Annotated in this window: 1 protein-coding gene and 1 pseudogene; both read right to left on the bottom strand. The window is 42.3% G+C overall.

All coding sequences use genetic code 11. The features are described 5' to 3' along the window. Positions 1–277 (bottom strand): annotated as a pseudogene (locus B4K20_RS01910) (regulator); the annotation flags it as partial. A 151-nt stretch (positions 278–428) separates the two neighbouring features. Continuing rightward, on the bottom strand, positions 429–534 hold a 106-nt coding region (locus B4K20_RS16980; RefSeq protein WP_414683359.1), incomplete at its 5' end, for an efflux RND transporter permease subunit.

Here is a 534-nt window from a genome sequence, read left to right as displayed (position 1 = left end):
GCTCATTATCAGCTTGGCTTATGGTATATGAGCCGGTTGGACGTTTTTCTTTTAAGGTACCATCAGCATGATACAGACAGTGCTCCCCCTGAAAAACAAAGGTGTGATTAACCGCACAGTGGCGATGTAACACGATGGGATCATTGGCTGCGAATTTAAATAGCACTTCTACCACTTTATTGTCCCGATCAACATCCAACACCGAATATTGAAAATTGTCGAACACCTCAAGTCGTTGCCAGTGGATGTGTTGATCATTAAATTGGTGTAGTTGCATTTCTCTCTCCTTTTTATTTATATGTCAGTGACATACATCAACTCTAACGATGAGAACACATGCTACGCCAGCGATATTTGCCTGCGTAAAAGCAGGACTTTTACCCATAATACAATCAGGGCTAACCATTCAGCCCTGATTGTATTTTTATCTAACGGTTACGATGATGTACTAAGTGGTATAAAGCCGGTAGTACAATAAGGGTAAGTAAGGTGGATGACACAATACCGCCGATAACCACCGTCGCTAAGGGCCGT

Source organism: Methylophaga sp. UBA5088 (assembly GCF_002414625.1).
Taxonomy (GTDB): domain Bacteria; phylum Pseudomonadota; class Gammaproteobacteria; order Nitrosococcales; family Methylophagaceae; genus Methylophaga; species Methylophaga marina.
The sequence above is the reverse complement of the archived record's forward strand: the minus strand, read 5'-3'. Positions and strand labels throughout refer to the sequence as shown.